This is a genomic window from uncultured Fibrella sp. (genome assembly GCF_964250085.1).
Lineage (GTDB): Bacteria > Bacteroidota > Bacteroidia > Cytophagales > Spirosomataceae > Fibrella.
The window spans coordinates 291890-316864 of the sequence record NZ_CAXUEC010000009.1; the positions used below are offsets into that span (position 1 = coordinate 291890).

Annotated in this window: 25 protein-coding genes; 10 read left to right on the forward strand and 15 right to left on the reverse strand. The window is 52.9% G+C overall.

Annotated features, from left to right (window positions below):
* Positions 1–50: 50 nt before the first annotated feature.
* A complete protein-coding gene (locus tag ACFE8Q_RS24250; RefSeq protein ID WP_375448023.1) occupies positions 51–446 on the reverse strand; it encodes a hypothetical protein in 396 nt (131 codons plus the stop codon).
* 255 nt (positions 447–701) lie between these two features.
* Positions 702–1277 carry an NUDIX hydrolase gene (locus ACFE8Q_RS24255; RefSeq protein WP_375448024.1) on the reverse strand — a complete coding sequence of 192 codons (576 nt, stop codon included), beginning with the start codon at positions 1275–1277 and terminating at the stop codon, positions 702–704.
* Between the two features lie 96 nt (positions 1278–1373).
* On the opposite strand from ACFE8Q_RS24255, the gene ACFE8Q_RS24260 reads away from it, so the two are divergent.
* From ACFE8Q_RS24260 to ACFE8Q_RS24280, 5 genes are all read left to right on the forward strand, one after another.
* Positions 1374–2276 carry a DUF2911 domain-containing protein gene (locus ACFE8Q_RS24260; protein WP_375448025.1) on the forward strand — a complete coding sequence of 301 codons (903 nt, stop codon included), beginning with the start codon at positions 1374–1376 and terminating at the stop codon, positions 2274–2276.
* 133 nt (positions 2277–2409) lie between these two features.
* On the forward strand, positions 2410–3762 hold the full coding sequence (gene mgtE / locus ACFE8Q_RS24265; protein ID WP_375448026.1) for a magnesium transporter: 1353 nt from the start codon (positions 2410–2412) through the stop codon (positions 3760–3762).
* 199 nt (positions 3763–3961) lie between these two features.
* Positions 3962–4807, forward strand: coding sequence for an MBL fold metallo-hydrolase (locus ACFE8Q_RS24270; RefSeq protein WP_375448027.1), 846 nt, complete (start codon positions 3962–3964; stop codon positions 4805–4807).
* A gap of 119 nt (positions 4808–4926) precedes the next feature.
* The gene (locus tag ACFE8Q_RS24275; RefSeq protein WP_375448028.1) at positions 4927–5250 is read left to right on the forward strand and encodes a YbjQ family protein; all 324 of its coding nucleotides are present in this window, start codon (positions 4927–4929) and stop codon (positions 5248–5250) included.
* 345 nt (positions 5251–5595) lie between these two features.
* The gene (locus ACFE8Q_RS24280) at positions 5596–6861 is read left to right on the forward strand and encodes a hypothetical protein (RefSeq protein WP_375448029.1); all 1266 of its coding nucleotides are present in this window, start codon (positions 5596–5598) and stop codon (positions 6859–6861) included.
* A gap of 80 nt (positions 6862–6941) precedes the next feature.
* Here the strand turns inward: ACFE8Q_RS24280 and ACFE8Q_RS24285 are convergent, their stop codons facing one another.
* The gene (locus tag ACFE8Q_RS24285; protein ID WP_375448030.1) at positions 6942–7553 is read right to left on the reverse strand and encodes an SGNH/GDSL hydrolase family protein; all 612 of its coding nucleotides are present in this window, start codon (positions 7551–7553) and stop codon (positions 6942–6944) included.
* A 301-nt stretch (positions 7554–7854) separates the two neighbouring features.
* Here ACFE8Q_RS24285 and ACFE8Q_RS24290 point away from each other — a divergent pair, with 301 nt between their 5' ends.
* The 5 genes from ACFE8Q_RS24290 to ACFE8Q_RS24310 all read left to right on the forward strand — a co-directional run bounded on the left by ACFE8Q_RS24290 (position 7855) and on the right by ACFE8Q_RS24310 (position 13988).
* Positions 7855–8292, forward strand: a complete 438-nt coding sequence (locus tag ACFE8Q_RS24290) for a MarR family winged helix-turn-helix transcriptional regulator (protein WP_375448031.1) — start codon at positions 7855–7857, stop codon at positions 8290–8292.
* Complete coding sequence (locus tag ACFE8Q_RS24295; RefSeq protein WP_375448032.1) at positions 8289–9605, forward strand: TolC family protein; 1317 nt, start codon at positions 8289–8291, stop codon at positions 9603–9605. Before ACFE8Q_RS24290 ends, ACFE8Q_RS24295 begins: the two co-directional genes overlap by 4 nt.
* Before the next feature lie 139 nt (positions 9606–9744).
* Positions 9745–10854 (forward strand): HlyD family secretion protein, encoded by a 1110-nt coding sequence (locus ACFE8Q_RS24300; protein ID WP_375448033.1) that lies wholly within the window; start codon positions 9745–9747, stop codon positions 10852–10854.
* A 120-nt stretch (positions 10855–10974) separates the two neighbouring features.
* The gene (locus ACFE8Q_RS24305) at positions 10975–12534 is read left to right on the forward strand and encodes a DHA2 family efflux MFS transporter permease subunit (RefSeq protein WP_375448034.1); all 1560 of its coding nucleotides are present in this window, start codon (positions 10975–10977) and stop codon (positions 12532–12534) included.
* A gap of 224 nt (positions 12535–12758) precedes the next feature.
* Positions 12759–13988, forward strand: coding sequence for a PQQ-dependent sugar dehydrogenase (locus tag ACFE8Q_RS24310; RefSeq protein ID WP_375448082.1), 1230 nt, complete (start codon positions 12759–12761; stop codon positions 13986–13988).
* Positions 13989–14197: 209 nt separating this feature from the next.
* Here the strand turns inward: ACFE8Q_RS24310 and ACFE8Q_RS24315 are convergent, their stop codons facing one another.
* The 12 genes from ACFE8Q_RS24315 to ACFE8Q_RS24370 form a co-directional block, all read right to left on the reverse strand.
* Entirely contained in the window at positions 14198–14746 is a 549-nt protein-coding gene (locus tag ACFE8Q_RS24315; RefSeq protein WP_375448035.1) for a bifunctional nuclease family protein, read from the reverse strand.
* Entirely contained in the window at positions 14739–14969 is a 231-nt protein-coding gene (locus ACFE8Q_RS24320) for a hypothetical protein (RefSeq protein WP_375448036.1), read from the reverse strand. Before ACFE8Q_RS24320 ends, ACFE8Q_RS24315 begins: the two co-directional genes overlap by 8 nt.
* A gap of 78 nt (positions 14970–15047) precedes the next feature.
* Complete coding sequence (locus tag ACFE8Q_RS24325) at positions 15048–15698, reverse strand: urease accessory protein (protein WP_375448037.1); 651 nt, start codon at positions 15696–15698, stop codon at positions 15048–15050.
* Between the two features lie 9 nt (positions 15699–15707).
* The gene (locus ACFE8Q_RS24330) at positions 15708–16817 is read right to left on the reverse strand and encodes an NHL repeat-containing protein (RefSeq protein WP_375448038.1); all 1110 of its coding nucleotides are present in this window, start codon (positions 16815–16817) and stop codon (positions 15708–15710) included.
* A gap of 60 nt (positions 16818–16877) precedes the next feature.
* The gene (gene hypE, locus ACFE8Q_RS24335; RefSeq protein ID WP_375448039.1) at positions 16878–17912 is read right to left on the reverse strand and encodes a hydrogenase expression/formation protein HypE; all 1035 of its coding nucleotides are present in this window, start codon (positions 17910–17912) and stop codon (positions 16878–16880) included.
* 118 nt (positions 17913–18030) lie between these two features.
* A complete protein-coding gene (gene hypD, locus ACFE8Q_RS24340) occupies positions 18031–19128 on the reverse strand; it encodes a hydrogenase formation protein HypD (protein WP_375448040.1) in 1098 nt (365 codons plus the stop codon).
* A gap of 131 nt (positions 19129–19259) precedes the next feature.
* Positions 19260–19520: a HypC/HybG/HupF family hydrogenase formation chaperone gene (locus ACFE8Q_RS24345; protein ID WP_375448041.1), complete on the reverse strand. Its 261-nt coding sequence runs from the start codon at positions 19518–19520 to the stop codon at positions 19260–19262.
* Entirely contained in the window at positions 19498–21840 is a 2343-nt protein-coding gene (hypF, locus tag ACFE8Q_RS24350; RefSeq protein WP_375448042.1) for a carbamoyltransferase HypF, read from the reverse strand. The genes ACFE8Q_RS24345 and hypF overlap by 23 nt, the downstream gene beginning before the upstream one ends.
* A gap of 106 nt (positions 21841–21946) precedes the next feature.
* Entirely contained in the window at positions 21947–22654 is a 708-nt protein-coding gene (gene hypB / locus ACFE8Q_RS24355) for a hydrogenase nickel incorporation protein HypB (protein ID WP_375448043.1), read from the reverse strand.
* 64 nt (positions 22655–22718) lie between these two features.
* Positions 22719–23060: a hydrogenase maturation nickel metallochaperone HypA gene (locus ACFE8Q_RS24360; protein WP_375448044.1), complete on the reverse strand. Its 342-nt coding sequence runs from the start codon at positions 23058–23060 to the stop codon at positions 22719–22721.
* 87 nt (positions 23061–23147) lie between these two features.
* On the reverse strand, positions 23148–24644 hold the full coding sequence (locus tag ACFE8Q_RS24365; protein WP_375448045.1) for a hypothetical protein: 1497 nt from the start codon (positions 24642–24644) through the stop codon (positions 23148–23150).
* Between the two features lie 9 nt (positions 24645–24653).
* Positions 24654–24959, reverse strand: a complete 306-nt coding sequence (locus ACFE8Q_RS24370) for a hypothetical protein (RefSeq protein ID WP_375448046.1) — start codon at positions 24957–24959, stop codon at positions 24654–24656.
* Between the last annotated feature and the right edge of the window lie 16 nt (positions 24960–24975).

Below are 24975 nucleotides of genomic sequence, written 5' to 3' on the forward strand. Positions count from 1 at the left end.
ACACGGCTTTTTATAAAACAGGCAAAATCTAATGAGCAACCACTCTTTACTTAGTCTCCGATTGCCGAATCCGGGGCGCGTTTTTTCGCCCGCTTCCGGGCTAGCGTGCTATCCTGGCTGGTGCTTACCGATGGCTTCTGCATTTTATAGTTGCGGTTGGCCAGTTCATCGTTCATCGTGTGGGCTACGGTTACACCGCCAACTGGCTGCTGTCCGGGCACTTGCCTTTTATAATTGGCAAGCTGAACATCCTGGGGTGACGGTGTCTGTACGGTTATCCCTTCTTTCTCTTCCCAGCGCCGGGCGGTAGCGGCTTTGTTGGGATGTTTGTAATTATGAGTCGAATAGGTCTGGTCTTTCCGAAGTTTCTGGTCATCCTGCGCCTTCGTGGGGGCATTACAGGCGAACAGGCCTAGACCGATCAAGAGGGTGGTTAGCGATTTCATGGTGTTCTGTGGTTTTGTTGCAGGCAAACTTAACTCGTCTGCCTGCACTAAAAACCAATCCTTAAACCGCTCTGTTTCAGACGCAAAACATACGTCACATACCCCATTTTGTTTAGTTGCTCCAGGCTTATGGTTCGTTCTGATTCAGGCAACGATAGCCAGTAAATTAAGGGTAAGCAGCCCAATTTTGCCAAATAAAATTTCCTTATTAGAATTTCCTTAGAATTCGGCTCAGTAGGCATCTGCTTAGTAAGTCTATAAGGCTTCCAGTGTCTTTAATAGGGCCGGCCTGCTTTTACGAATCATCCGGCTGATCGACTCGGAGTTGGCTAGCTGCTCAGCGTCACCGAGCGACAGCCAGCGAAGTCCCTTCACTTCGCGATTTTCGCCGCCCAGGGTTTCCGCCTGATTGGCCGTAAAGAGGAACCGAATGTCGTAATGCAGGTGTGCAGGTACGTCCCCTTTGGCGGGAATGGGGTGAATGTCGACGTCGAAAATAGCGGGGCTAACCAGTCGTATATCAGTCAGGAGCGTTTCTTCTTCGGCTTCGCGCTGCGCTACGGCCGCCACATCCGGGTCGCCGTCGGCGTGGCCACCCGGCTGAAACCACCGGTCGAGTTTTCGGTGGTGAATGAGCAACACCTGCGGCTCGCTGGGTACGTCGTCGGCCGATATGATCCAGGCTGAACCGGTGATATGCCCCTCAAGCAGCGACCGCTCGAAACAAGTTGGGTTTGCCTCCACAAAAGCAAGGGTTCGGGCCGTCATGTCGGCTTCGTTGGCATCCGCAGGCTTATGTTGCCGCAGCAGGTTCAGTAAGGAAGTAGTCATGGTTTGGTAATCCAAGTCGGCGGGAGAACTACGCCGACTTCCGTTTTTTCCAGCTAATTTCGTGGCGAAACTAACAGACCAAACACACTCTGTACCATGAAAAAAATGATGCTTTCGGCCGTCGGCCTTGTGCTGGTAGCGCAACTCGCTACTGCTCAGATCAGAACGCCGTCGCCGAGCCCCGGTGCCATTGTTATGCAAACAATCGGCGTGACCGACGTAACCGTGAAATACTCGCGGCCCAGCCTGAAAGGTCGCTCGCCGTTCACTGGTGAATTCGTACCAGCCGGAAAAATCTGGCGTACCGGTGCCAATGGTGCCACAGCGTTTACCACCACCACCGACATGATGGTGAATGGTAAAAACCTCGCCGCCGGTACCTACGCTATCCTCTCGATGCCTGCCGCCGCCGAGTGGACGCTGATCTTCAGCAAAGACATGGCCGTAACGGAACAGAGCTACAAGCAGGACAACGACGTGCTGCGTGTGATGCTGACGCCCAGCAAAACCGGCTCGACCGTGGAGACATTCACTATTGGCTTCAGCAACGTGACCGACAGCAGCGCCACGATGGACATTATGTGGGCAGACGTGAAAGCCTCGGCCAATCTGATGGTCAACACCGCCGCCAATGCCGCTGCTTCCGTTGACAAAGCCGTTTCGGAAAAGCCGGATGATGTAAATACGCTCACCGCCGCCGCCAGCTACAACCTCTCGAAAGGTCGTAAGCTGGAAGAGTCGCTGTCGTATGTCGACAAGGCCGTTGCCGCTAAGGAAACGTACCGCAACCTGTGGCTGAAATCACAGATTCTGGCCAAAATGGGCAAATTCACCGACGCACTGCCACTGGCCCAAAAAGCATTGACGATGGGCGAAACATCGGGCGACGCCTCGTTCCCGTTCTTTAAAGAGGCTATTGCCAAGGGCGTGACCGAGTTCCAGTCGCATGTTACCAGTGCCGCGCCAACGCTGAAAGGCAAGGGCAAAAAGAAAGCGTAACGTACCTAACTCGCTTTTGAAGAGCCCGCCTGCACCCCGCTGGCGGGCTTTTTGTTGCTTTTCAACAATACCGGAACACCCAACCCCAACCCGGCGTTAATCCGTTATCTTACTTTGCTTCCAACTACACACCGTGACGTTTGAACTAACCAAAGACTACCTGGACCGGATTCAAACGGCCATTGAAACGGGCGACGATACCCTGCTTCGCGCCGAAATGGAAGAGCTGTATCCGGCTGATATTTCGGGTATTCTGTACGAACTCGATACCGAATCGGCGCGCTACCTGCTTAATCTGGTTGACCGGGGCGTGGGTGCCGAAATCATCGCCAACCTCGACGATTCAATCCGCGATGAGTTTGTGGCTTCCTTCACGTCGGCCGATCTGGCCCCGTTTGTCGAAGAAATGGACTCGGATGATGCCGTGGACCTGCTGAACGAACAGTCGGTTCAGGTACGTGAAGAGGTAATCGGTCTGATGGAAGACCGCGAACAGGCCCGTTTCATCATCGACCTGCTCCACTACGACGAAGACGTAGCGGGCGGCCTGATGCAGAAGGAGTTAGTCAAAGTGAACGTCAACACGAACGTCAATCAGTGCATCGAAGAAATTCGCCAGCAGGCCGAAGACGTTCAGAAAGTGTATGCCGTTTATGTGGTCGATGATGCCGGTATTCTGCTCGGTTTTGTGTCGCTGAAAAAGATCGTTCTATCGCGGAAATACACCAAGATCGCCGACATCTACGAACAGGACGTGGTCTCGGTTGAAACCTACCGCCCCGTGGATGAAGTGGCCGAGATTATGCAGAAATATGACCTTGACGCCGTTCCCGTCGTGAACGTACAGGGTCGTTTACTGGGTCTGATCACCATCGATGATGTGGTCGACGTGATTACCGAACAGGCGGAAGATGACCTTCAGGCGATTTCGGGTCTGTCGGGCGAAGTAGAGGAAGATGATACGCTCTGGGTACGTGCCAAAGCGCAGTTACCCTGGCTCGTGGCGGGTGCTGTTGGTAGCTTGCTGGCCGCTACGGTTATCAACGGGTTTCAGAGCGAACTCGGCAAAGTGGCGGCACTGGCGGCGTTCATCCCTATTATTGGGTCAACGGGCGGCAACGTGGGCATTCAGACAGCCTCGCTCATCGTACAAAGCCTCTCCGATTCGTCGGGGCTGGATTACTCGCTGGGGCAGCGGCTGTTGCGTACCCTCGTGCTGGCGTTGCTCAACGGGGCCGTGGTGGGGCTTATGGCCGGTTGCTACACCCTGCTGATTGGTGAGCCGCGCCTGTTTCCGGTTGTCAGTCTGTCGCTGCTGAGCGTGGTATTGCTGGCCTCGTTTATGGGCACCATCACCCCCCTCCTGCTCGACCGCATCGGCATCAACCCGGCGGTAGCATCCGGTCCGTTCATCACCACCGCCAACGACCTCATCGGCATCGGCGTCTATTTCAGCATTGCCAATTACCTGCTGGCTGAGTTGTAGAAGGTGTTACGCGTAGAGCGTCGCATCCGGGTACGTTGCAATTCGTACGCATCCCTACAATCAATGGCGCGACATGCTGACTCTGAACCTTCGCCACGGTTTCCAGATCACCGGCACGCAGCCCGGTAAACACGAACTGACGATCTTATTGGAAAAAGAGTTGACGTAACTTTGTCGACTTACTAAAACACAGCTTCTTTTGCCCCTTGCTACTCACGTTACGAACTCCCTTCGGCATGGCCCCGTTGTCGGGCATCAGTTTGGCTACTCGCGCCTGCCGTGGCCGAAGCCCGTTCCCGTCTGGACCTACTACGTTGATGGACTGCTAATCGATACCGGCTCGCGGCATACGCAGCATGAGGTATTGAAGACCTACACCACGTACCCGGTTGAGCAAATTGCGCTGACCCATTTTCATGAGGACCATGCTGCCAACGCTGCCCCACTGGCCCGGCAACATAACTGCCCGGTACGTTGTGGTGCGCTGACGGCCGGGCTCATTCAGAAGCCGTATCACTTACTGCCCTACGAACACTATTGGTTCGGACCAATAGAACCCTGCTCGGCGGCGGTGGGCGTTGCGGTGCTGGGTACGTTTCCGGAGCCGTTCGAGACAGAACATCACCGATTTTTGCCGATCAATACGCTGGGGCACTCCGATGATCATCATGTGTTGCTGGAGCCGAACGAAGGCTGGCTGTTCGCCGGTGACTTTTACGTGGGTAACCTGCGCATCTTCCGGCGGGGCGAAAACATCTACCAGCAGCTTGACGCAGCCCGACAGGTGATGACGCTGGATTTCGACACGCTTTTCTGCGGCCATAACCCGGTAATGACAAACGGTAAAGCGGCCGTTCAGCGCAAGATCGACCACCTCCAGCGCATCGTCGACCAATCGCTCGAGGGGGAGAAGCAGGGGCTATCGGAAGCGGCGATTCTACAACGGGTTGGCCTGCGCGAAGACTGGTTTATGCGTTTGTTTACCAGCAACGACGTGGCGGCAACGTACCTGATTCGATCGGCCCTACGCGATAAGGCAGTCTAGGTTGACGTTGGTTTGGCGTTGCGTTGTTAACAGCGAAGCAACCATACATAACAAACCACAAACTACAAACCAACCTACCCTCTATATTTGGGCCCTGAGTCAACCTGAAACGGATTTTTATGCTCGTAACTACTACCTCCAACATCGAAGGCAAACGTATTTCGACCTACATTGGCCTGGTGAATGGGGAGGCCATCATTGGGGCCAATATCCTGAAAGATTTCTTCGCCAGCATAACCGACATCGTGGGCGGCCGGTCGGGTGCCTATGAGCAGGCCCTTCGCGAAGCCAAAAGTATCGCCATCAAAGAGATGATGGACCAGGCCACGCGCCTGGGTGCCAACGCGGTTATCGGCGTGGATATGGACTACGAAAACATCAACGATACCATGCTGATGGTATCGGCCAATGGGACGGCCGTTGTGCTGGAAGAACCAGCCTGACCTGATTTTCAGCCAGTTGGACCGGGTGGACGATCTGCGGGAGAGTTGCTGACGCATAGCCCTTCGACAGGCTCAGGGTGACAGGAAACCCAAGAATGTGAATGATAACCTTGAGTGAGATTGTCACCCTGAGCCTGTCGAAGGGCTATGCGTCAGCAACTCTCCCCAAAGCAATACCTTAAAAATCACAACTCATTAACTATCAATAAGTTAACTTTATCAAAAAAATATAGTATCAATCTCATAAATGATTGAATTTTGTTAGATGATAGCCTGTTTTCTTTGTAGTAGTTTTACCCCATAGTCAAAATCAACCAACAGAACCTCTCACCGCAACACCGTACGATGAATGTACTCATTCCGATCAGCTCCAACGGGGGGGAGCCGATGGATAACCAACCAATCAACAACACCGATTATACAAAACAACAAGCCGTAGCCGCCAACAGCGCGTTCGACGAAGCCGTGAAGCATTTTTTGCGTAACTGGATCGAAAGCGGCACCGTTGCCGACAGCGCCAAAGGCCGAGACGTTGATAGCAACGCAGGTACGTTTACCGACTTTGTCAGGTACGCATCGATTGCCGAAGAAACCGAAACCTTCATTGAAGAAGGTGCGCTACGCAGTTTTTTCAAACACCACGACGATGCCCTTGAGCAACTGCTCGGCCATTCCGACATTGCCGACCACCTGCTAAGGCAGGGTTGGGCCGTTTACTTCGAGCCCGACGCCTACGAACCGTTGCTGGCTAAGTTTGAGAAGCGGATTTATAACCTGGCCGTTCACCGCGAGCATCTCGAAATACCTTTCCGATACAGTCCAACGAGCCGACAAGGCACCAATGGCGATTCGATTGGCTGGGCCGACCTGCCCGTCGATCATCAGGTACGTGAGGATATCGGCTATTATTTTGGCACACGCCGGTCAGACACGACGGCCCTTGCTATTCTTGGCCGACAGTTACAACGCGAAGCCCTGCTGGCCGACCATCTTCCCATACACGTGATGCTGGAAGGGCATATGGAGGATTCGCTTCGGGCCATCAGAACAGCCACGGAGCAGCTTCAGGCCGACGGTGACAGACGTATACACTGCTTCGTTATCCAGCGCCGCCATGCGGCCGATGACCGGCATCTGGGTGCGGCTCTGCTGTTGATGAACCCAGCCCAGCCCAATCAGCCGCAACGCCTTATTTTCTGCGATACGCTCAATCCGAACGGACAACCACCCTGGTGGCATTCATTCAAACGGAAAGTTGATGTGGTGTTTCCGCAGCCGGAAGGCACGACGCCCGTTTCTGACCGCCTTGAAGATGGCGGCGTGAATCTGCAACGTTTGCACGATGGAGTTCCCGTTCGGCATCAGGATATCGACTGCGCTTTTTATACCGCTTCGATGGCCCGCGCCCTCATTCAAACGGCGATTCAACAACCGGAGGTAATCCTGTACGGACCAACCGACGCCGTAGTTAGCCAGATGACCAGCCGTATGACCGATTATTTCGAATCAGCCAACTGCCCGAAAGATCCCGTTGCCGTGCGTGAAGTCAACGTCATCCGCCGCTGGAATACCGGCCGCGAAGCGTTGCTCAATCTGATGAGGGGCGCATGAAATAAAGTCAAGGGTCAATGTTGCTTCGCTGCATCACCATCACTTGGTGCAGCGAAGCAACATTGACCCTTGACCCTCTTTTAAACCCCCACTGGCATCGACGCCATCAGGGCTTCTGACTTTTGGGTCAATTGCTCGCGCCAGCGGGCGTATCCTGTGGGGCTCAGATGGAGGCCATCGTCGACGTATAGATTTCGTTCAGGCTTTCCGTCTGAAGTCAGCATAACCGGGGTAGCGTCAACAAACTGAAAATCAGGCAACTGCTCTATCGCTTCTGCAATCAGTGCGTTGGCTGTCCGTATTTCGTTCACTAGGTGCCAACGGGCCGGACTGGGCTTGATTGACAAAAACGTGACAGGTACGTTGGGGAAATGATGGATAATCTTTTCGGCCAGCGCGTAGAAAAACAGGCACACCTCTTGTGGTTGACGGCCTTCGGCTAGGTCGTTATCGCCTGCGTAAAGGATCAACGCACGGGGTTGAGCAGGTACCACGAGGCGCTCGAAGTGCCAGGCACAGGCCGCCAGCGTTGCCCCACCAAAGCCCACATTGATGGGTTGCACTTCTGGAAAATCGTGCTCCAGGGTGGTCCAGAGCCGGATAGACGAGCTGCCATAAAAGACCGTGCCACCAGTTGGGTACGTGCTGATCTTCCGCTCAAGCTCGCAGACTTCTTCTTCAAACAAACTCATAGTGTCGAAACAAGGTGCGGGCAAATCAACCTCACCTGTTCTAAAACCATTCAGTATCAGCTACCGGATGATGCCATTTCAGACCGGATAAACAGCCAGTTAGCTACGCTAATCAGGCTCATTACCAACGTCTGGTATCAATAACCGTTATCTTTTCGAATATACATCATTGAATGATTATACGGTAATACTTTACGAAGTATCTGGCTGATCCGTTCAGGTTTAAAATTCAATTAAATTTCGTTTAAACGAAATTCGTTTAAACGAATGTCAGTTATCTACCTGAACACCTACCGAACCCATGGATAAGCAATTTCGCAATGACTATCACCGGCTAATCGCCAACCTGCACAAGACAGACGGGTACATCATGAACTACTTCAGTCAGAAACTGGCCCCGTTCGATCTTTCTGTGCAGCAATATATAGTCCTCCGCCGCCTCTCCGAAGTTTACCCGGACAGCTTAACGGTGGGCGAATTAAAAGAAAAGATGACCGAAGTAAACTCAGACATAACACGGCTCACCGACCGGTTGATCGCCAAGAACCTGATTGTGCGTGAGGTTGACGCCCAGAACCGGCGACGGGTGAATTTACGGCTCACCGACGAGTCGAACCGGTTTGTCGAAACGGTCGCGGTTGAGTTCAACGACTTTGAATCCGTTGTCAGTCATCTGACTGATGAGGAAGTACACCTGATGAATACACTCCTGGATAAAATTAGAAATCGAATACAATGAAAAAGTACGTAGTAGGGGCTGGCCTTTGGTTGTTGGGAATGGGGTTGGCAACCGCCCAGCCTATGCCGCTGAGCCAGGCCATTCAACTGGCCCTCCAGAATAACAAAGGCATTAAACTGGCCGATACCCGGACGCTGGCCGCTGAAGCCCGTTCGCAGGAAACCAAAGATCGCAGTCTGCCGCAGGCGAGTGCCTCGTTGGCGTATTCGCGTTACGACCTTACCGGGCCGTTTTCACTGGGACAGGGCAGCGATGGGAAACCGCTGGTTGGCTTGCCCGCCGGTGCGTTCAACGCCACCATTGGCGGCGTCACGATCAGTAAAGAAATTTTTGGTGGTTTTGCCGAAAAAACGGCCGAGAAATCGGCGGAGTTGCTGGCTAAAGCCAGTCGGCTGGATGCGCAGCGTAACCGTTCGGAACTGGTTTACACCGTGACGGATGCGTATTACAACATCATCAAGCTGATTCGATCGACGTCGGTTATCGACCAGAGCATCAGGCAGTTCAATGAGCGGGAGCGGGATGCGCTTAATCTTCAGAAAGAAGGAATCGTAACCGCCAACGAGGTGCTGAAAATTCAGTTACAACGCAATAACCTGCAACTCAGCCGCCTCCAGGTCGATAAGGCGCGGCAAACGGCGCTGTACAATTTCAACCTGCTTGTCGGTTTGCCCGAAGACCAGCAGATCACCGTCGACACGACGCTGGCCAACCCGGTGACAACGATCGAACCCTTAAGCAACTTCCTGGCTCAGGCCGTTCAGGTACGTCCCGAAGTGCAGGCGAATTCGTTGCGGCTCCAGTCGGCCGAGGCGTTGTTGCAGAACACAAAGAGCAGCATGTATCCGCATTTTGGCGTATCGGCGGGCTACAATTACATCAACCCAACCGCCCGCCTGGTGCCCGAAGCCAATTCGTTCGTGAGCGCCTGGAACGTAGGGGCCGGTTTATCGTATAATATTGGTTCGCTGTATAATCTGAAAGGTCGGCTGAACACGGCCAAAACGGCGATCGACCAGGCTAGTCTGCAAGGTCAGCAACAAACTGATCAGATCCGGTCAGAAGTAGTGACGGCCTATAACAATTACCAGCTCGCCCTGGAGCAGCAGAACGTGATTCGCACGGCGGTTACGCAGGCGCAGGAAAATTACCGGCTTACCGAGTCGCGGTTCCGCAATGGACTGATCGGCTCAACCGATTTGCTGGAGGCCAATAACTTTCTGCTCCAGGCTCAACTCAACGTGATCAACGCTACAGTGGATGCCCAGTTGGCCTATCAGCGCCTGCTGAGAGCAACGGGTACCAATATGTAAAAACGTCATTATGCTACGCTGTCATTAGATGGTCATTGATTGTCATTAATTGTTTCACGAATGATGACAATCAATGACCATCTAATGACAGCGTAGCATAATGACAATTAATGACAATAAATTTCACTTCAGTAAAGTCATGAACAAGACAACATTATTCCGTGTGGGGGGCGTCATTATTCTGGTCGTTGCGCTCTTTTTTGGGTACAGTGAATTCAGTTACCTGCAACGCCATGAAACGACCGACGATGCGCAGATTGACGGCGATGTGAACCCGGTTATTCCGAAAGCGGGTGGGTACGTTAAAGCGATTCGATTCAACGACAATCAGTTCGTTAAAGCGGGTGATACGCTGGTGGTACTCGACGATGCTGATTACCGCATCCGGGTGGCTCAGGCCGAAGCTGCGTTGCAAAGCGCGATGGCCAGTGCGGGCGTTACCCGGTCGAGCGTAAACGTGGCATCGGCCACTATTCAAAGCTCACAAGCCGGCGTACAGACTGCCCGTAATCAGGTGGCTACGGCGCAGGCAAACGTAACGGCCGCGCAGGCACGGGCGCGTAAAGCCAACCAGGATTTTGATCGGTATAGCCGGTTACTGGCCGAAAAAACGATTCCTCAGCAGCAGTTCGATGCCATACAGGCCGAGCGCGACGCTGCGCAGGCGCAACTACAGGCGGCTCAGGCACAACTGCAAACGGCACAGGCACAGGTGAATGCGGCGGGCACCCAAACGGGTGTAACAAGCTCACAACGGCGGGTTACCGAAGGCCAGATCTCGGTGGCACAGGCTGCGATAAAGCAACGTCAGACCGAGTTGGACATGGCCAATCTGCAACTATCGTATACGGTGGTCCGGGCGCCTATTTCGGGGGTTGTATCGAAGCGGTCGGTGCAAATTGGCCAACTGGTTCAGCCTGGTCAGGCGTTATGTTCGGTGGTTGGTAATTCATCGCTTTGGGTGACGGCCAACTTCAAGGAAACGCAGTTGAACGACATGAAGCCGGGCCAGGTGGTTGAGGTTGACGTGGATGCGTTCGAGGGTCAGAAACTGACCGGACGCGTTGGGTCGTTTGCCGGTGCTACCGGAGCTAAATTCACCCTGTTGCCCCCCGATAATGCCACGGGTAACTATGTAAAAGTGGTACAGCGGGTTCCCGTTCGGATCGAACTGGACAAAAACTCGCCCCTGATTGCCAGCCTCCGCCCCGGCATGAGTGCCACCGTAGCGGTAGATGTTAAGAAATGAAATTTTGCTGGTCTTAACCCCCAACCCCCTGAAGGGGGCTAAAAGCTTCGCGACAGCATATTGCAGCGCAGTAGCCCCCTTCAGGGGTTGGGGGTTAGGCCGAAGCAACCACTCAGAATTATGAAGAAACTAGGCTTTGATAAATGGGTCGTTGTCCTGACGGTGACGACAGCCGCTCTGCTGCAAACTATCGACTCGTCGATTGTGAACGTGACCCTGAACCAGATGATGGGGAACCTGGGCGCGTCGCTCGGCGATATTAGCTGGGTAGTAACGGGTTACGCCGCTGCCAGTGCGGTCATGATCACGATGTCGGGCTGGCTGACGGCCAAGCTGGGGCGTCGGAATTACTTCGCGGCGTCGATTGTACTCTTTACGGTGGCGTCGGTTTTCTGCGGTACGTCAACCAACGTCTGGGAACTGGTGTTCTTCCGCGTGGTGCAGGGCATTGGCGGTGGCGGTCTACTCACCACCGCCCAATCCATTCTGATTCAGACGTTTCCGAAAGAAGATTTGGGTATTGCCAACGCTATTTTCGGGATGGGCGTCATCATTGGCCCGTCAATTGGGCCAACGCTGGGTGGCTACATCACCGATAACCTGTCGTGGAACTGGGTATTCTACATCAACATTCCGTTCGGCATTCTGGCCACGGTGCTCACCTACGCGTACATTAAAGAACCCGCCGAGAAGATGGTGGCGGGATCTATGGACTGGCTGGCGTTGATCCTGCTCATCATGGGTATCGGCGGGCTGCAGATCGTGCTTGAAAAGGGCGAAGAAAAAGACTGGCTGGATTCTGGCTTCATTGTAGGCATGTCGATTGCGGCAGGTGTTGGCCTGATCGGCTTCATCTGGCGCCAACTGACCGTCAGCATTCCCATTCTCGATCTACGTCTGCTGCGTCAGCGCCGGTTTGCGGTGGGTACGTTGTTCAACTTCATTCTGGGCTTTGGCCTGTTTGCGTCGGTGTTTATCATTCCGGTCTTCTGCCAGACCATCCTGGGTTTCACGGCCAGTCAAACGGGTTTACTGCTGATGCCCGGTTCGATCATGACGGGCCTGATGATGCCTGTAGTGGGTGGGTTGCTCAGTAAGAACTACATCTCCCCCATCTGGTACGCGGCCATCGGCTTTCTGCTGTTTTTCGGCTTCTGTTTCGACTTGTCGGGTATTAGCCTTGCCGCTGGACCCGATTATTTCTTCTGGCCGCTCATTGTTCGGGGTATTGGCATGGGAATGATTTTCATTCCGTTGACAACCATCACCCTGTCTGATCTAAAAAGCATCAGCATTCCCCAGGGATCAGCCCTGACAGGTATGATTCGGCAGTTGGGGGGTACGTTCGGTACCGCCATCATGACTACCTATATTTCAACACGCACTATGTTCCATTCATCACGCCTGGGCGATAACGTATCGATCTACAATCCGTTTTCGGCCGATCGGATCAAGCAGTATACCAGCTTGTTTCTGTCGAAAGGGGACGCACTAGCTACTGCCACCAGCAAAGCCTATGGTATAATGCAGGGTGCGGTGGTGAAACAGGCGCTGGTGATGACCTACGCCGATGCCTTCCTGGTCATCGGCGGTTTCTTCCTGGTCTGCGTGCCGTTGCTGCTGCTGTTTATCGGTAAGAAAATTGAAGCCTCCGAACATACAGAGCTGGTTATGGAGTAGGCTCCTGTCTATTTTGTGTTCAAGAGAAGCCCTGTTCTGGCGGTTAGTCGCTGGGGCAGGGCTTCTTTATAGAAAATCCTGGCCGAAAAAGCCACTTGTCAGCATACGCAAGCCGACTACTCACACAATTAAATAAATCTATTAAATCCATAGAACATATATTAATTTTTCGGGTTTGGGATTAAACTAATAGTGACTCAACGCACATTCTCAACGTACACATGATGGAAAGTACAAGTCGCCCATTTCGTATAGCAGTCATTATCGTTACTGCACTGCTGGCTGCCTGTAGCAAAGACGAGTTCAACGCCAACGTACCTGAAACGAATAAACAGCCTACCTCAGCTCAGATCGAAGGTAACGTCTTTGAACCGGCTTTAGTCCCTGCCACTGATGCACGTGTAGCGCAATTGCGTGTTCCAGCCGGATTCACCATTGCCAAATTTGCCGATTCGCTGGGCAAACCACGTCAATTGGCTGTCAGCGCGGCGGGCAATGTGTATGTGACCGACCGTGAGGCAGGTACCGTAACATTGCTGCGCGATACCAACGGCGATGGAAAAGCAGATCGGAAACAGGTTGTTGCCACCATCAAGAGCGTTCATGGCATTACGATCAATAACGGAACGATGTATCTGGCCACGATCAAGGAGGTGTTCAGGGCGCCGATCAATAGCGACGGTACGCTGGGCAGCCTTCAACAACTCATCAATAACTTGCCCGATGCGGGTCAGCACCCAAACCGCACGCTGGCCATTGGCCCCGACGGGCTGCTGTACATCACAGTAGGCAGTACCTGTAATGCCTGTGCCGAGCCTAACCCCGAACACGCGACCATGCTCCGCGCCAATGCCGACGGGTCGAACCGTACGATTTTTGCCAAAGGGTTACGCAACACCATCGGGTTTGGCTGGCATCCACAGACAAATGAGTTGTACGGCTTCGACCACGGTATTGACTGGTTGGGCGATGAGCAACAAAAGGAGGAACTGAACCTGATTAAACAAGGTGCTTTCTACGGCTGGCCCTATATCTACGGTGATGGCAATTATAACCCGCACCCACGGCCAATGGGCGATACGACCTACGCCCAAATCCTGGCCAGAACCACGTTGCCATCGCTGTCGTACGAAGCCCATGCAGCTCCGCTGGCGATGGTCTTCTACACCAACACTACCGGTAGCAGCAGTTTCCCAGCCGACTACATAAACGATGCCTTTGTCACCATGCGTGGCTCATGGAACCGCACAAAACCATCGGGCTACAATGTAGTGCGGGTACATTTCGAGAATGGCAAACCGACGCGAATCGATGATTTTGTGACGGGCTTTCTCGTCGACAATAACCAGTCGCAGTTTGGTCGGCCGGTGGGTATTATCACGCTACCCGATGGGTCACTGCTTTTTTCGGAAGATAACAACGGTGTCATTTATCGGGTAAGCCGCCAGAAATAAGTTGCCACAACGAACGTACCTGGTCGTGCTGATAGCCGGAACAGGTACGTTCGTTCGAGCCAATCCTGCTGCATATACCATAGCCGTTGACGTACCTGCTAACCGGCCAGTTAAGTAACGGAAGTGATCGTTACTCTTTTCTTAATCAGCAGGCTGTATTCATGGGCGTCGGTGGGCTACCGGCGTGCTCATTCCAGTTGACACTACGTTTAACCTCTTTTTCTCCGTTCGATAGCGTCTCGCACGCGGGCGGCACTTTCGTAGTCTTCTTTCTTGATAATTTTGGCCAGTAGTTCTTCCAGTTCGGCCATGGTGTACTCGGCGTAGGAGCCTTTCTTATCGCGGGTTCTGTCATCGACAAAATAACCCGATGTATCCACAACGTCTGCGCTGGCCCGAAGCGGGCAGTCGAAGCGAACGGCCAGCGCAATGGCGTCAGAGGGGCGGGCGTCTAGTCGGAGAGTTTCTCCGGCGGGTGTCAGCAGGGTAATTGTGGCATAGAAAATCTCCTCCTGAACACGTGTGATAACGGCCTCTTTCACCAGAATACCTGCCTGTTTTAAGGTCTGATAAAACAGGTCGTGGGTGAAGGGTCGCAGGGGCTGCATCTTTTCCATGGCAACGGCAATGGCCTGCGCTTCGCTGGCGCCAATAATAAGCGGTATACGTCGTTTACCAACGGTATCTTCCAGAATAAGGGCGTAGTTCCCAGGTTTCGACAAGCTTTCAGATAAGGCAATAATCGACAGATCAATCATCGGTGTGGGTGGCGTTTCGTTGAATAAACTGACACAACGCGCCCATATCATCGAACGGAGAAATCACGAAACCATCGACACTTAACCGATATAGATCACGTTGCTCCACCTCGATCTGATAGCCATTGGCCAATGTAATATGCTTACCGGTATGGTTCACTACCGGAATTTTCATTTCGGCCAGGGCGTACAGAACAAAGTCTGTTTCATTGTAATCCTCCATTTGGTCTAGTTACTGGTTAGTGAGTTAGTTAGTGGTCGTCTCTGGTAGAGTGTTGTTATGCCAGCTAATAATCGGTTACTAGTAACCGATAACCGACTCATAAACAACTATTGCGCCGAGGCCAATGCAGACCAGCGACGACAGTACGACCAGCGTAGTTCGAACCGCTGGGTACGTTAGGAGCCGGACAGAAAACGGCACGCTGAATACACCAGCGGCCACCATCATACCGCCAATTGACCCAACGCCAAACAATACCAGGTACAGCATACCCGCGCCCGTTCCGTTAATCTGGGTCAACACCGAGAGTAGTAACGCGCCACTGCCCGCCAGACCGTGAATGAGCCCTACGCCATAGGCCAATCCGTGAGTATGCCCTTCGTGCGAGTGAACGGCTGCCTGTGCATGGGTATGCACCAGGACCAGACTCGCCGGAACCGCCAGCTTATAGAGCCGTATACCACCAAGCGTCATCAGCATAACCCCAACGCCCGCTTCGAGTAGTCGAAAGTCGGATTCGTGCAGGGCAAACTTTCCCAACATAAAAATGCTCCCTACGATCAGGATTGTGGAGGTATGGCCAAGTCCCCAGAATACACCATCTTTCAGCGCCAGCCGGATATTGTTTCGCCGGGTCACGATGTTGCTCACCGCCACTAAATGATCGGCCTCAAACGCGTGGGTAAAACCGACACCCAACGCCAGTAAAAAAGGGAGCAGCGTTTGCATATTGGTTAATTAGTCGTTCAGTAAGCTGCCGATAATAATCCGGTGGTTACCCGTGTCGGCTACAACGAGTTGATTGCCATCTATACTGATCGAAAACGGCCAATACAGTTGCTTATCCGTGCCAAAACGGGTGTTTGCATTCTCGCTACCCGTTGCAAAACCGACATGACCAATCAGGTTATCGGCGGGTTGGTTGTGTTGAGTAGGTACGTTGTTGAACCACAGAATCCGGCTATTACCCGTATCGGCTACCAGCAGACCATTGCCGTAAAAATGGGCATCGTAGGTCCAGCTCAGCGTTTGTTTCGCCGGGAATAAGCCGTACTGATTCTGGCCACTGCTATCAAAGTCAGCCTGACCAATCAGTACATCGGCCTGTTGATGAGGGGCTGTGCGCCAATCATGCCAGATCAGGGTTCGATAATATTGCGTATCGGCTACGGCCATCTGCCCATTCGGCCCAATTTTGACGGAATACGGCCAGATGGGGTTCGCCGACTCGTAATCCCGTTCGGTAAAATCGGGCTGGCCAATAACGGCTGTGGCCGGAGTAAAAGACCCGGCTGGCATCTGATCGTAATACAGCACGCGCCGGTTACCCGTATCGGCAATCCAGAGCCGTTTACCATCGGAGGTTACGCCATACGGCCAGTTCAACGTTCGTTCAGTGGGCGCGGCTCCTATCCCTTTCCCGTTGGGCTGGTTGCTGGTAAAATCTGTCTGCCCCAGCACGACATCGGCGGGTTGGCCGTGCTGCGTGGGAAAGTGGTTCCAGATCAGCACACGGTGATTCCAGGCATCGGCTACAATCAATCGCTCCCCATCCGACCAAAGTCCCGATGGATAGTGCAGCGTATCGGCACCCGCGTGTCTACCTGAGTTTCGGCCTGTTTCTGCGGTGTCTGGCTGACCAAGAATAACATCTGGTTCAGCGTACTCCGTCGTTGGCAACTGATTCCAGATGAAAACACGGTTCTGCCCTGTATCCGACACCATCAACCGCCCCCCCACTGTCCATACACCACGCGGAGCCAAGAACGGATGACCCGCACTTCCCCTAAAAACGGCCTTTAACGCCACCAAAGGGGAAAGACCAGGTAAAGACTGTGTTAGTGACATGGCAGGTTACTGATTGTTGGTTGTTAGGCTACCGGGATTTATAGGTAAGCTGATAACTGATCAGCATATTCTCGGTAGTTGCTCACCGACCAGCATATTCACTACCCGCCGACCGCCAATGCGACTTGTGATCACGACTTGACCGGGATGTTCGGCCACCACTTCGCCAATGATTGCGGCTGAATGGCCGTAGTCGAGTGTCTGTAGTTTTTCGAGAAAAGCGTCGGCAATTTCTGGCGCGACTATAGCCAGAAAAACCCCTTCATTGGCTACGTAGAGCGGATCGAGGCCCAATAGTTCACAGGCACCAGCTACTTCATCGAGCACCGGAATAGACACTTGTTTCAGATCGATACCCACACGTGTAGCACCCACGTTCCGATCGCGGGCAATTTCGTTCAGCACGGTTGCTACGCCCCCACGTGTAGGGTCGCGCAACAAGTGAATACCGTGACCAAATTCGTCTAGCAGTGCCAGAACGGTATGGTTCAGTGGCGCCGTATCACTGAGTAAGGTCGTCTCAAATTCCAGCCCTTCCCGCACCGACATGATTGCCATACCGTGCGTGGCAATATGCCCGCTAACGATCACTTTATCGCCTGCCCTAACGTTTTTTATACTAATGTCGGCTTGGGGGTGCAACTCGCCGATGCCGGAGGTGTTAATAAAAATCTTATCCCCTTTTCCCCGTTCAACCACTTTTGTGTCGCCCGTCACGATGTGCACACCAGCCCGTTCCGAAGCGCCTTTGATGCTAACCAAGATATCCCAGAACTCGGCCATCGACAGTCCTTCTTCCAGGATAAACCCCAACGACAGGTATTTAGGAATGGCCCCGCACATCGCCAAATCGTTGACCGTGCCATTAACAGCCAGTTCGCCGATGTTGCCGCCGGGAAAAAATACAGGCGAGATAACGTAACTGTCTGTGGTGAACGCCACGCGGCCCGTCAGGTTCAGCATGGCTCCATCGTGATGGGTATCGAGCAACGGATTACTGAGCAGATCAAACACGCCTGCTTCGAGCAATTTATTGGTTAGAATGCCCCCGCTGCCGTGACCGAGCGTAATGATGTCGAAATCGAGTTTCGGCATAGGACAGTGAAGTTGCATGGTGGTTTTTGATTATTGGTTATTGAGTTAATGGTTAATGGGCGCTGATTCAGGTTAGAGCAACGAATAACCGCATCGGCGGACTGTCAATAACCAATCGCTAATAACTAACCTCCGTATTGGCGAAATGGTAGTAGGCCGCGCAAGCACCCTCCGACGAAACCATTGGTGCGCCTAGTGGGCGTTCTGGTGAGCAGGTACGTCCGAATTGGCTGCATTCGTGCGGTTTTTTGATGCCTTTCAGCACCAGGCCTGCAATACAATCGAGGCATTCAGGAACTTTAGTAATAGATACCGAGAATTTACGGTCAGCGTCGAAATCAGCCAGTTCGGGACGTACTGCCCAGCCGCTGCCGGGAATATTTCCGATGCCCCGCCACTCGCGGTCTACGACGTCGAAAACCTGTTCAATAATGCGTCGGGCTTGCGGGTTCCCTTCCGGCCGGACCACGCGGGCATACTGATTTTCGAGCTTGTACTCACCCCGCTCAAGCTGGCGTACAACCATCAGAATACCCTGCAACAGATCAACCGGCTCGAAACCTGTCACGACCATTGGCAGTTTATACCGGTCAACTAGCGGCCTGTACTCGTCGATCCCCATAATGGCACAAACATGACCAGCCGCCAGAAAACCCTGAATATGGGTATCGTCGTCCTGAATGACAGCCTCCATAGCGGGCGGCACCAGTACGTGCGACGCCAGAATGGAATAGTTCTTTAGCCCCAGTTTCTGGGCCTGTACCACCGATAGTGCATTGGCCGGGGCCGTTGTTTCAAAGCCAACGGCAAAAAATACCACCTCGCGGTCGGGGTTTTCGCGCGCCAGCCGGACCGCCTCCAATGGCGAATACAGAATCCGAACATCAGCCCCGCCCGCTTTAGCGTCGAGCAGGCTTTTGGTGGAGCCCGGTACACGGATCATATCGCCGAACGAGCATAATAGCACGCCTTTTTCTTCAGCCAGATACACCGCTTTGTCGATCAGGTTAACGGGCGTCACGCAAACCGGGCAACCCGGCCCATGTACCATCGTAACGAAGTCGGGCAGCAGGTTCAGGATACCATTTTTGACCAGTCCGTGCGTTTGTCCGCCACACACCTCCATAATTGTCCAGGGGCGGGTGGCGGTTTTATGCAACTCCTGAATATATTGTTCTACCAGTTCGGGGTCGCGGTATTCGGTGAGGTGTTTCATTTTGGTTAAGGGTTACTTAGTAATTGGTTACTGGTTGCTTGCCGTCGGTTGCAAACAAAGGATGATGGATATGAATAGCCAATACACGCCGTTGCCGATCGGCAACCAATAACTTATAAATCAATAACCAACTATAACTGACAACTTTCGGTCAATTCGTCCAGATCACCGATTTCGCGGAGATACGCGAACGTTTTCTCCGCCTCTTCTTCGTCAACAATGCTGATGGCCACGCCCACGTGCACCAGCACATAGTCGCCTACTTTCGCGTTCGGAACCATATCCAGACTTGCCTCTTTCAGGATCCCCCCGAAGTTTACGCGGGCCATACGAACCAGCCCATCATACTGGTAGTCAATGGATTTTATTTTACCGGGAATGGCTAAGCACATGACTTGTTTCGGTTTTTAAACGTGACGTATTTGCTGTCGTCAACGCGTGATGAGCCAGTTGGCCAAACGAGATGCATTCATCGTTGGGTGAAAGCTGGCGATGAAAATAGAGCTGATACGTTGGTTCCAGTTCGTGGCGGAGCCAGTCAACAAGTAGCGCGTTCTGGAAAACGCCACCACTAAAGGCCAGTTGCCAAATCCCCTTTTGCCGGGCCACTGCACCTACGGCCTTTACCAGCGTGTAATGAAAATTGGCCGCAATCTGACTGGTTGAATACCCGGCCTGACTGTCTCGAACTACCCCTGTAATAATGGCCTGCGTAGGTACGTACCGGGTCCGTAGCGTATCAGGCAAATAGCTTTTCGCCGCTTCGTAACCATTCGTCCGAACGTACCCAGCGGCTGCATTTTCCAGTAGTAGCGCGGCCTCGCCCTCGTAACTAACAATATCTGCCAGCCCCAACAGAGCCGCCACAGCATCGAAAAGCCGCCCGACACTACTGGTTTTCAACCGGCTATTACTCAATTCAGGCAGCCTTGAATATAGACTCCACTCCTTTTCGGTGAACTTTGATCGCACTAATTCATTGGCCCCAGGTACGTTAACGGCCAATGATAAGGCCGATAGGCGAGGTTCACGGGGCATTTTGTCGCCTAGCAATGCGTCAAAATACTCGAAGTGCCCTATCCGATTGAAGACGCCGTTCTGATAGTCTATAAACTCCCCACCCCAAATTTGCCCATCGGTACCGTAGCCCGTTCCATCCCAGATGACGCCCAGAACAGGCTTGTCGCCATTCGTCAACCCGTTTTCGGCCAGCACCGCAGCCAGATGGGCTTCGTGGTGTTGAACCGCAACGAGCGGAACACCCCAGATCGTCGCTAGTTCACGGGCCAGTTGCGTTGAAAAATAGCCTTCATGTTTGTCAGCCAGAATGAGTTTGGGCGTTGCCTCAAACAGACCCAGAAAGTGATTGAGCGTAGCCCGAAAGCTGGTTTGCGTATCGTAGCTTTCCAGATCACCCAGGTATTGACTAACGTACCTGTTGCCGCGCAACTGCCAGGCAAACGTACTTTTGAGCGAGGCGCCAAGAGCAAGAATGTTGGAATTCGAGCCCGTCAAATCGGGTAGCATCAACGTTGGCGCCAGCCCCCGCGACCGCCGCAACACAATAGACTGACGATAGGTTGGCGACAGCCGCATAACCGAATCATCCTGCGGCACAACAATATCCCGATTATGCGTCAGAATAAGATCGGCTACGGCGGGCAGTTGCTCCAGCGCCTGTTGGTTGGTGTAACAAATTGGTGACCCGCTTACATTGCCACTCGTCGCCACCAGAGGTAGTCCAAACGACTCGGCAATCAGGGCTAGCAGGGGCACATAGGGCAGCATAACCCCTAGCTGGTTAAGGCCCGGTGCCAGTTGGTCAACGGCCAGTCTGGAGCCTGTTTCGAACCGCCTATCGAGTAGCATGATGGGCGATGCCGGACTTGTAAGTAACGCTAATTCATCGTTGGCAAGGTGACAATCCGTTCGTAATTGACTCACGTTTGAGTATAGGACGGCCAGCGGTTTCGTTGGGCGATGTTTACGTGCGCGAAGCAGTGCGATGGCGTGCGCGTTTGTCGCATCGCATAACAACAAATAGCCGCCAACACCTTTTACAGCCACCGTTTGGCCCGCGCCGAGTGCATCAACCACGTACCCAAGTAGCTCCGTTTGCGACCCAGTTGCAGACTGCCCTGAAGCCAGGAATAGGCTCAGTGTGACCGGGCAGTTGGGGCAGGCGTTAGTCTGCGCATAAAACCGCCGATTGGTCGGGTCAGTATATTCCCGTTCACAATCGACACACATCGAAAACGGGGCCATTGCGGTTGTTGGCCGGTCGTAGGGCACTTTTTGTAAAATAGAATAGCGTGGCCCGCAGTGTGTGCAAGTCGTAAAGGCATAGCCAAAACGACGGTTGGCTGGATCAGTCAGTTCCTCCCGGCAGGCATCACACAAGGCGAGGTCCGGCGTTAGTTGCAGTGAAGCCAGCCCCGTTTCCAGACTGTCAACAATTGAAAAATCAGTGAACCAGCTCGGTGACACTTCTCTCAATTCCACCGCCTGAATCCGGGCGATTACAGGTGCTTCGTTCTGAACGCGGTCTGAAAACTCCTGCGCTGTACCAGAATCAGTATTGACATAAATATGTACCCCATCGGCTCCGTTACTCACGCTACCATTCAGCTTCATTGACCGTGCCAATTGCCAGACGAAAGGCCGAAAGCCCACGCCCTGCACTTGACCGGTAAGGTGAAGATGAAATGTCATTGGGGTTGATTATTGGTTAGTAAGTTATCCGCTATTAGGGGCGATAGTTATGAATGGCTTGCACTGATCTTCGCCAGCTAATTAGCTACTGTCCAACAGCTAATAACTAGTAACCAACAGCCATACCTTTCTTTGTTTCAGCTTTGGCTAGCAGCCAGTTGCACCAGGCATCGAGTCCCTCGCCGGTGGTGCTGGAAATGGTGAGTACCTCAATATCGGGATTCACGTCGCGGGCATCCTGGATCACGTTTTCAACCTTGAACGGCACGTAGGGGAGTAAATCCGCCTTCGAGACAACCATTAGTTCGCTGGTCAGGAACATGCGCGGGTACTTTTTGGGTTTGTCGTCGCCTTCGGTCGTAGCCAGCAGCGTTACGCGCAGGTCTTCGCCCAGGTCGAAGGCAGCCGGGCATACCAGGTTACCTACGTTTTCGATAAACAGCACGTCTACACCCGTCAGGTCGATGTGGTCGAGAGCCTGGTAAATCATCTGCGCTTCGATATGGCACATGCCTCCCGTCACGATTTGCAGGGCGTTGATTCCGACATCACGCATCCGAATGGCGTCGCGTTCGGTTTCGGGATCGCCTACCAGCACAGCCATGTTTAACCGACCGGCAAGCCGCTTACCCGTTTCCTGCATGAGGGTAGTTTTGCCACTACCCGGCGACGAACAGACGTTGATCACCAGCACATCGGGCAACCGATCCCGAATCGCTTTCGCTACGAAATCGTTGACCTTTAACAGGTTCAGCGTCGTATTTTCGCACTGTACGGCTCCTGCAGAAGCCTGATTTGATTTGGGTCTTGTCATTGGTTGATGGTTATTAGTTACTGGTTATCAGGAGGTCTAATCAATTACTAACCAGTAACCACTCCTAGTCTTCAAATTCCACTTTGCTTATCAGCAACTCTTCGCCCTGAACGACATTTCGACTGGGTTTTCCGCACGAACACACAAACTTGTATTGCTGTACTTCGGTCGTCTTATCGCAATCGTCGCAATGAATCAGAATCGGCAGTATTTCTACATGCAGGCTCGTTTGCTGATAGGTTGGCTCGTCTTCCAGCACAGCCGCAAACGCATTTTGCATCAGGATGGGTTGCACATTTGAGAGTAAGCCCGCTTTCAGGTAAATGCCACGTACCCGATTCATATCGGCCGGAAACTCCTCTTCAAGCGTTCGGAAAATGTTGCGGACCAATGAAATCTCGTGCATGTTGGATAGTGGTTACTGGTTAAAAAATAGTCAATTAATAAAGTCCTTCATCAACCACACTTTCAGCAATCCATTACCCAATAACGACTAACCGATAACCAATTCACCCAGGCGTTCTAGGTGTAAATCGGCGTCCCGAATCAGGGTTTCATCGGCTACCAACGACCGTATCTCGCCCGCTTTCTTCACCATGTCGTTGTAGAGCGCCCGCTGATTTTGCGGGTCCTCTTCCCCAACATACCAGCCCGCTTCGAGGTAGTTCAGAATGGTTAATGCGCGTTCGTACGGATAGGCATTGGCGGTGCGAACCTGTAGGGCATCGCGGTAGTAACCAATGGCCCGGGCATAATTGTCAGACTTTCTGGCCAGTGGGTACTTGGTCAGTGCGTTGGCATAGTGGTTGCAAACTGTAGCATACTCATACGGAAACTCTTCCCGGGTAAAATACGCCAACGCCTGTTGAAACGAACTCGACGAAACGGCTGCCCAGATACTTTTCTTCTTGACCTCGTCTGGTATTTCGGCGAAAATGACCCCGAGGTGGTGCTGAATCTCGGCGAAAATGGCCGGGGCACTTTGTTGCGTAAACACCTTCAGGGCTTGCTGATAAGCTTCCATAGCCGGGCGGTAAAACTGCGGATTGCCGTTTTGTGCCCACGTATAAAGTAATATGCCCTTGCGATACTGCGAATTAGCCAGTAGTTCAGGTACGTCCTCCTTGTCGAAAATGGTTACCGCGCGGCTGATATAACCCAGGGCTTCAGAAAAACTATTGGCGAAGTTGGCTACCTGCGCGGCATCGACCAGCAACAGACCCACCTGAATGGTGCGCTGTTGGGCTTCATAATACTGCAAGACCTGCCATAGCGCCGTTTTCGTTTTTTCCAGCAAACCGGCATCGTACGGAACAACCAACTGTTGAAGCCAAACGGCGTATTGAACAGCCAGCAATTCGTGGTTGGCCGTATCACTTAGTTCGGGCGCAATGACCTGTTCCAGTACCTGATTAGCCTCCGTGAGTTGCCCCGTATCGAGCAGCAGGGTCGCAAACTGTTTGGCCGTGTAGGCTCGACATTCGGCATCCGGCGCGCGTTTTATGGCCGATTGGTAAGCCTCCCCTACATCGTCGGCTGCACCGTTTTCGAGGTTACCGTAGTGCAGCGCCACCGCCCGATTGTGCCACCGCCGATAGGTGTCGAACGTACCTACGCCGTTGACGGGACGCACGGGTGCCACCAGCGATACGCCCGACTGCAAGCGGTTCGTCAGGTCGATCGTGTCGGCAAGCGGGCGGTCATGCCGGGCATAGGCATATGCTTTCTCCCAGTTTTCTAGCCGCATGAACACGAACGACAGCAGGTTATCAACTGAAAAGGGTAGTGGACGAGGGAGTAAAACCGGTGGTAACGTTTCACTCCAATCAAGCGGCAATTGAATAATTTCTTCGCAAACGAGAATGGCCTCCGCGTTGGACGTTGTACCAGTTAGTGGGCTAATCTGCACCAGTTCATCCAGCCGATATTCGGTTTGAATGGCCTTGGTCACAGCGGGTATATCGTCGGTTTGTATGGTCAGGTAGTACATAACGTGGGGTTAGAGCGTAATGCTCAGAATTCCGGTGGTTTTTAACTCGTAGGGTAAGTCACGGTCCGTATCATCAATGTCGTTGTCGATCAGCAGTTCGCGGATATTCACCGATTTATCACCCAACAGATTTCGATCTTTCAGGAGTAACCAACTGGTTTTGTGTAGCTTTTCGAAAAACCCTTTCGACTTGCCCGCTACCAGCAACGTTTGCCGGTCGGGGTAATACACCACACTTACCTGCAAATCGCTACCAAAAGCAACGCCAGCAACGGCTACCTCAACGAGTAAATAGCTATTCTTCAGGCGAATCATTTGGAGTTATTGGTAA